General features: G+C 67.9%; 5 protein-coding genes and 2 pseudogenes. 6 read left to right on the forward strand and 1 reads right to left on the reverse strand.

Features of this window, described 5'->3' with window-relative positions; genetic code table 11:
• Position 1: 1 nt before the first annotated feature.
• Positions 2-913, reverse strand: coding sequence for a hypothetical protein (locus U9J39_RS16430; RefSeq protein ID WP_116314804.1), 912 nt, complete (start codon positions 911-913; stop codon positions 2-4).
• 457 nt (positions 914-1,370) lie between these two features.
• Between U9J39_RS16430 and U9J39_RS16435 the strand changes: the two genes are divergently transcribed.
• From U9J39_RS16435 to U9J39_RS16460, 6 genes and pseudogenes are all read left to right on the forward strand, one after another.
• A complete protein-coding gene (locus U9J39_RS16435; RefSeq protein WP_116314552.1) occupies positions 1,371-3,104 on the forward strand; it encodes a glycosyltransferase family 39 protein in 1,734 nt (577 codons plus the stop codon).
• Between the two features lie 18 nt (positions 3,105-3,122).
• Complete coding sequence (locus tag U9J39_RS16440; RefSeq protein WP_115713074.1) at positions 3,123-3,494, forward strand: EamA family transporter; 372 nt, start codon at positions 3,123-3,125, stop codon at positions 3,492-3,494.
• Positions 3,495-3,545: 51 nt separating this feature from the next.
• Positions 3,546-4,718 (forward strand): DegT/DnrJ/EryC1/StrS family aminotransferase, encoded by a 1,173-nt coding sequence (locus U9J39_RS16445; RefSeq protein WP_326347544.1) that lies wholly within the window; start codon positions 3,546-3,548, stop codon positions 4,716-4,718.
• Entirely contained in the window at positions 4,715-5,671 is a 957-nt protein-coding gene (locus tag U9J39_RS16450) for a glycosyltransferase (protein ID WP_442784900.1), read from the forward strand. Before U9J39_RS16445 ends, U9J39_RS16450 begins: the two co-directional genes overlap by 4 nt.
• A pseudogene (locus U9J39_RS16455) lies at positions 5,671-6,531 on the forward strand (formyltransferase); the annotation flags it as partial. The gene U9J39_RS16450 and the pseudogene U9J39_RS16455, both read left to right, overlap by 1 nt.
• Positions 6,492-6,697: pseudogene (locus U9J39_RS16460) on the forward strand (hypothetical protein); the annotation flags it as partial. The pseudogenes U9J39_RS16455 and U9J39_RS16460, both read left to right, overlap by 40 nt.

Genomic DNA, 6,697 nt, shown 5'->3' on the forward strand with positions numbered 1-6,697 from the left:
GCTAAGGAGCCTGCGTGTCGCGCTCCAGCGCGGTGACATCGACGCGCTGCACCTTGTCGTCCTGGCGCACCTCGGTGCGCAGCACGAAAGCCTCGGCCGGGCAGTACCAGTCGGTGACGTGCATCACGGTGGGCTCGACCTGCACCAGTTCGCCACCGATCATCAGCGGCCCCAGCGAGGTGCGCTTGTCGTAGGAAATCGGCTGGCATTCCTTGCGGCCCATCAGGGTGTCGAGCATCTGCAGCCTGCCCACGTGGCGCGAACCGATATGGATGGTGGCCCGCTGCGCGTCCATGGTGCTGACCGCTTCATCGGAGCCCAGCGGATAGACCTTCAGCGAGACGCTGGAACTAAATACTTCGCCCTCCAGCGTGGTGCCTTCGCGCAGGTCCAGGCCGGCGTAGTTGAACACCCCCTTGCCGCGGAACGCCGCCTCGCCATACATGCGGGCATAGCGGGCGCGCGCGTTGATGATGGCATGCTGGCTTTCGATGCTGGTTTGCGCCTCGGGCGCACTGCGCTCGATCACCACCTCATGGACCTGGTTGGTGATCACCGGCGGCCCCATCAGCGCCGACAGCGCCGACTTGGAATTGACCTCGAGCTGGGCGCGGCACCCGGTCGGGCTGCGCTTTACATCGCGCAGGGTCATGCGGATCGACATCGGCATCACGCCGTCGCCTTCCATCTGCACATGAGAGCCGGAGCGGAACCACGGCGCGTTGCACAGCACCGCCGCGGCGGCGGCCTGCGCCTGGCTGGCCGCTGCCTGGGCGATGCCGCCGGTGCCGGGCAGCACCGCCATGCCCTGGGCGCCGGCGGGTTGGGCGGAGAGCGTCCCAAACAACGCCACGAACGCCGCCGCGCACGCCAACAGGCCGGCCTGCCGGATTTGCTGAACCCCTGTCTTCACGTCGATCCCCGTCTGGATTGTCCCGCGCCCGGAATCGGCGCCCGTCCCGCTGATATCTGACTGCATCACCTCGGAATTATGGCGTTTTTGTTGCGCATGTAACTGGTCATTTCACGCCGTCGTCGGTCTAACAGCCATGCCGACGACGATGCCGGGGCTCCTTCACCGGTTCGGTCGGCCACATATGCTTTATACATCTCATTTCTCAAACAACGGGCGCCGCCGCCACTTCCGGCATCCGTCCGGAGTGACTTGGCCGCCGTGCTACCATTGCGCGCCTCGCGTATTCCAGCGGTTGTGGCGTTCCGGGCGCCTCGCGGTCACGGCGCGCCTGCAGTGCGCTCGCGCGGACATTCCGGTCCGGTGTCCACCGCCAGGCCCGGCTCTGCGTTGTGATGGCTTCCTCATCGCCACGCGACGCCTGAGACCTGGTTCGCCGCGCTTTTCCAGGAGATCCATGCGTAGTTCATCGACCTCGCGGTTTGTCGCCGCGCCGTCCATCGGAGCCACCGCAAGTACCGTCATGCTGGTTGGCCTGCTGATCCTGCTGGTCTGGTTCGGTACCCTGGACATGCGCCACCTGCTGCGTTCCGATGAAGGCCGCTACGCCGAGATTGCCCGCGAGATGGTCGCCACCGGCGACTGGGTCACGATCCGCTACCACGAACTCAAGTATTTCGAGAAACCGCCCTTCCACATGTGGGTGACGGCGCTGGCCTACACCCTGTTTGGCGTCGGCGACTGGCAGGCGCGCCTGTGCGTGGCGTTGTCCGGCATGCTCGGCATCGGCGTGTCGATGCTGGCCGCGGCCCGCTGGTACGGCTGCCGCGTGGCGATGCTGACCGGGCTGGTGCTGGTGTCGACGCCGATGTGGAATGTCGCCGGCCACTTCAATTCGCTCGACATGACGCTGTCCGCTGCCATGGCATGCGTGCTCGCCTGCATGCTGCTGGCCCAGCATCCGGCGGCCACGCCGGCCGTGCGGCGCAACTGGATGCTGGCGTGCTGGGCGGCGATGGGGGTGGCGGTGCTGGTCAAGGGCCTGGTCGGCCTGGCCTTGCCCGGCCTGGTGCTGGTGGTCTATACGCTGGCGACGCGCGACTGGAAGCTGTGGGGCCGCCTGCATCTGCTGGCCGGCATCGCGGTGCTGCTGGCGGTCACGGTGCCGTGGTTCTGGCTGGTGTCCGAACGCAACCCGGAGTTCCTGCGCTTCTTCTTTATCCACGAGCACTGGCAGCGCTACACCTCCAACGTGCACCACCGCGAGGGCGCGCTCTGGTTCTTCGTGCCGCTGCTGCTGGGCGGCTTCCTCCCCTGGCTGGGCCTGGTGCCGCAGATGTGGCAGGCGGTGCGCGAACGCGCCGGGGTGGCGCGCGGCAATGCGCCGCGCCCGTTCCAGCCGGCGCTGCTGGCCGGGCTGTGGGCGGTGGCGATCTTCGTTTTCTTCAGCCTGTCCGGCTCCAAGCTGCCGGGCTATATCGTGCCGGTGTTCCCGGCGCTGGCGCTGCTTGCCGGCGTGGCGCTGGATACCACCACGGAACGCGCGTGGCGCTGGCAGGTCAATGCCATGGTTGCGCTCGGCGTGATCGGGCTGATCGCGATCCCGTTCGTCGGCATGATGGAAAAGCCGGGCACGCCCAATGCGGTGTATCGTGAGTTTGCCGCATGGCTCGCAGTCGCCTTTGCCGTGATGCTGGGCGGCGCGCTGCTGGCTCGCCGGCTGCTGCGCACCCGCGGCGTGCTCCCCAGCGTAGTGGCCTATGCGCTGGCCATGTTGGTCTGCGCCACGGTCGGACTGCGCGCCCACGAAGTGATGGGCCGGCCGAGTTCCGGCGCTGACCTGGTGCCCGCGATCAATGCCGTGCTGGCGCCGGACATGCCGCTGTACAGCGTGCGGCTGCTGGACCACACGCTGCCGTTTTACCTGCGCCGCACGACGATCCTGGTCGAGCATCCGGACGAACTCGAATTCGGCATCAGACGAGAGCCGCAGAAGTGGATCCCGAGCGTCGACCAGTTCCTCGCGCGCTGGCAGGACGGCCAGCGCGCGGTGGCGATCATGGCGCCGCAGACCTACGCCGCGCTGGCCGCGCGCGGCGTGCCGATGCACAAGATCGCCGGCGACCGCCGGCGCGTGGCGGTCGCCAATTTCGCCCTGCCCGGACAGCCAGCACAGACGCAAGCACCGTAATCCGCCAACCGCCTTGCCATGACGCTTTCCACCTTTGCTTTCATCCTGACCGGCGTGCTGCTGAATGCGGCGGCGCAGCTGCTGCTCAAGGCCGGCGTCAACGCCGTCGGCGCCATCACGCTGGATCGCGGCACGCTGCTGGTCACGGCCGTGCGCGTGCTGACGCAATGGCCGGTGCTGGCCGGGCTCACGCTGTACGTGGTCAGCGTGGGCGTCTGGATCGTGGGCCTGTCGCGCGTCGATGTGTCGATCGCCTATCCGATGCTGTCGCTGGGCTATGTGGTCAATGCGCTCGCGGCCTGGTGGCTGTTCGGCGAGATCATCGGCCCCTTGCGCGTGGCCGGCATCCTGCTGATACTGGCGGGCGTCTTCCTGATCGCCCGCTCCTGAAGGCTGTACGCACCTTCGCCTGGTTGACCGCCGCCGCCTCCTTCGCCTGCCATGACCGCTTCCGCTCCCGCCTTCCTGCCGTTTGTGCGGCCCGAGATCGACGCCGCCGCCATTGCCGAGGTCGGCAAGGTGCTGGCCTCGGGCTGGATCACCTCCGGACCGAAGATGCAGGCCTTCGAGGCCGCGCTGTCCGACCTGTTCGGCGGGCGCCCGGTGCGCACCTTCGCCAACGGCTCGGCAACGATGGAAATCGCGCTGCGCATCGCCGCCATCGGCCCCGGCGATGAAGTCATCACCACGCCGATCACGTGGGTCGCCACCGCCAACGTGGTGGTGGCCGTGGGGGCGAAACCGGTGTTCGTCGACATCGACCCGCGCACGCGCAACCTGGACCTCGATGCGGTCGAGGCCGCCATCACGCCGCGCACGCGCGCCATCATGCCGGTCTACCTGTCCGGCCTGCCGGTCGACATGGAGCGCCTGTACGCGATCGCCGCCAGGCACGGGCTGCGCGTGATCGAAGACGCGGCCCAGGCGATCGACTCGCGCTGGCGCGGCCAGCGCATCGGCGCCTTCGGCGACCTGGTCAGCTTCAGCTTCCAGGCCAACAAGAACATCACCACCATCGAAGGCGGCTGCCTGGTGATGAACACGCCCGAGGAAGCCGTGCGCGCCGAGCGCCTGCGGCTGCAGGGCGTGATCCGCACCGGCCTGGACGGCATGGATGTCGAAGAGCCCGGCGGCAAGTTCAACCTGACCGATGTCAACGCCGCGGTCGGCCTGGCCCAGCTGGAGCGGCTCGATGCCATCACCGCTCGCCGCGCCGAACTGGCCGACACCTATTTCCGCTGCGCCGCCGACAGCGGCCTGCAGGCCCTCGGCATCGAACTGCCGCAGGAGCTGGACCCGCAGGCGGCCACCACCAACTGGCACATGTTCCAGGTGGTGCTGCCGACCGAGCGCATGCGGGGCGGGCCGGCACAGGCGCGGCAGAAGCTCATGGAAGCCATGCGCGAGCGCGGCATCGGCACCGGCGTGCACTACCCGCCGGTCCATCTTTTCACTTACTACCGCTCACTCGGCTGGCGCGAAGGCATGCTGCCGCACGCCGAGCGCATCGGGCGCGGCATCGTCACGCTGCCGCTGTTCCCGGCGATGCAAGCCTCGGACGTGGAGCGGGTCTGCGCAATCCTCAGCGAAACATGCAAACGTCTTTCCCAATGAGCCCGGTCCAGGTCTCGGTCGTCATTCCGGTCTACAACGAAGAAGACGGGCTGCAAGCCCTGTTCGATCGCCTCTATCCGGCGCTGGATGGTCTCGGCGAATTCTACGAGATCATCTTCATCAACGACGGCAGCGTCGACCGCTCGGCGCAGCTGCTGGCGGCGCAGTTCCACAAGCGCCCGGACGTGACCCGGGTGGTGCTGTTCAATGGCAACTTCGGCCAGCACATGGCGATCCTGGCGGGCTTCGAGCACACCCGCGGCAAGATCGTGATCACGCTCGACGCCGACCTGCAGAATCCCCCCGAGGAAATCCCGCGCCTGGTCGAGACCATGCGCGCCGGCCATGACTACGTCGGCACCATCCGCCGCCAGCGCAACGACACCGCGTTCCGCCGCTATGCCTCGCGTGCGATGAACCGGCTGCGCGAGCGCATCACCAGGATCCGCATGACGGACCAGGGCTGCATGCTGCGCGCCTATGACCGCAGCGTGATCGACACCATCAATGCGTGCCGCGAGGTCAATACCTTCATCCCGGCGCTGGCATACACCTTTGCCTCGAACCCGGTCGAGATCGAAGTCGGACACGAGCAGCGCCACGCGGGTGAATCGAAATACTCGCTGTACCAGCTGATCCGCCTGAATTTCGACCTGGTCACCGGTTTCTCGATCGTGCCGCTGCAGTGGTTCTCGGCCATCGGCACCTTGCTGTCGCTGCTGTCCGGGGTGCTGTTCGTGGTGCTGCTGGTGCGGCGCTTCGTGCTGGGTTCCGAAGTACAGGGGCTGTTCACGCTGTTCGCCATGAACTTCTTCCTGATCGGCATCCTGCTGTTCGGCGTGGGCCTGCTGGGCGAATACGTCGGCCGCATCTACCAGGAAGTGCGCGACCGCCCGCGCTACCGCATCAAGGCCATTCTCGAGGCCGACCCGGCCCGCACCGTGGAGCCGTGATGCGCGCCGTCGTCTTTGCCTACCACAATGTCGGCGACCGCTGCCTGCGCGTGCTGCATGCGCGCGGCGTGGAGGTGGCGCTGGTGATCACCCACCGCGACCGGCCCGACGAGAACATCTGGTTCCGCCACGTGGCGGACACCGCCGCCGAGTTGGGCATGCCGTTCCTCTATGGCGAGGACCCGACCGATCCCGCCATCGCCCAGGCCGTGCGCGACGCGCGCCCGGATGTCATCTTCTCGTTCTACTATCGCGCCATGATCCCCGCCGGCGTGCTGGCGCTGGCACCGGGCGGCGCGTTCAACATGCACGGCTCGCTGCTGCCGAAGTACCGCGGCCGCGTGCCGGTCAACTGGGCGGTGCTGCACGGCGAAACCGAGACCGGCGCCACGCTGCACGTGATGGAAGCCAGGCCCGACGCGGGCGATATCGTCGACCAGACCGCCGTGCCGATCCTGCCCGACGATACCGCCGGCGAAGTGTTCGCGAAGGTCACCGTGGCGGCCGAGCAGACGCTGTGGCGCGCGCTGCCCGCGATGATGGCAGGACAGACGCCGCGCCGCCCGAACCGGCTGGCCGAAGGCAGCTATTACTCGGGGCGCAAGCCCGAGGACGGCCGCATCGACTGGAACCGGCCCGCCGCCGAGGTCTACAACCTGATCCGCGCGGTCGCACCGCCCTACCCCGGCGCGTTCACGGAAGTTGGCGGGCAGCGCTTCATCGTGGCGCAGGCACGCCGGCCGCTGCCGGGTGCGGTGCCGTCGACTCCCGCCGGCACGCCAACCGGCCTGCAGGTGCGCGACGGCCAGGTCATCGGCGTGTGCGGCGACGGCGGCCTGGTCATCGTCACGCGGCTAGCGGCACCGGACGGCGCTGCCGTCACGCCGCAGGCGCTTGCCCTGCATCTCCATACCGAACAGTCCGACGAGGGAAACCGATGAAAAAGGTCCTGATTCTCGGCGTCAACGGCTTCATCGGCCACCACCTGACGCGCCGCATCCTGGAAACCACGCCGTGGGAGGTCTA

It is taken from the genome of Cupriavidus sp. SS-3 (assembly GCF_035818815.1).
Taxonomy (GTDB): Bacteria; Pseudomonadota; Gammaproteobacteria; order Burkholderiales; family Burkholderiaceae; genus Cupriavidus; species Cupriavidus taiwanensis_C.

Excerpts from the sequence above, each read along its gene's own strand:
- U9J39_RS16435 (WP_116314552.1), top strand. The coding sequence starts at position 1,371 with ATGCGTAGTTCATCGACCTCGCGGTTTGTCGCCGCGCCGTCCATCGGA.
- U9J39_RS16440 (WP_115713074.1), top strand. The coding sequence starts at position 3,123 with ATGACGCTTTCCACCTTTGCTTTCATCCTGACCGGCGTGCTGCTGAAT.
- U9J39_RS16445 (WP_326347544.1), top strand. The coding sequence starts at position 3,546 with ATGACCGCTTCCGCTCCCGCCTTCCTGCCGTTTGTGCGGCCCGAGATC.
- U9J39_RS16450 (WP_442784900.1), top strand. The coding sequence starts at position 4,715 with ATGAGCCCGGTCCAGGTCTCGGTCGTCATTCCGGTCTACAACGAAGAA.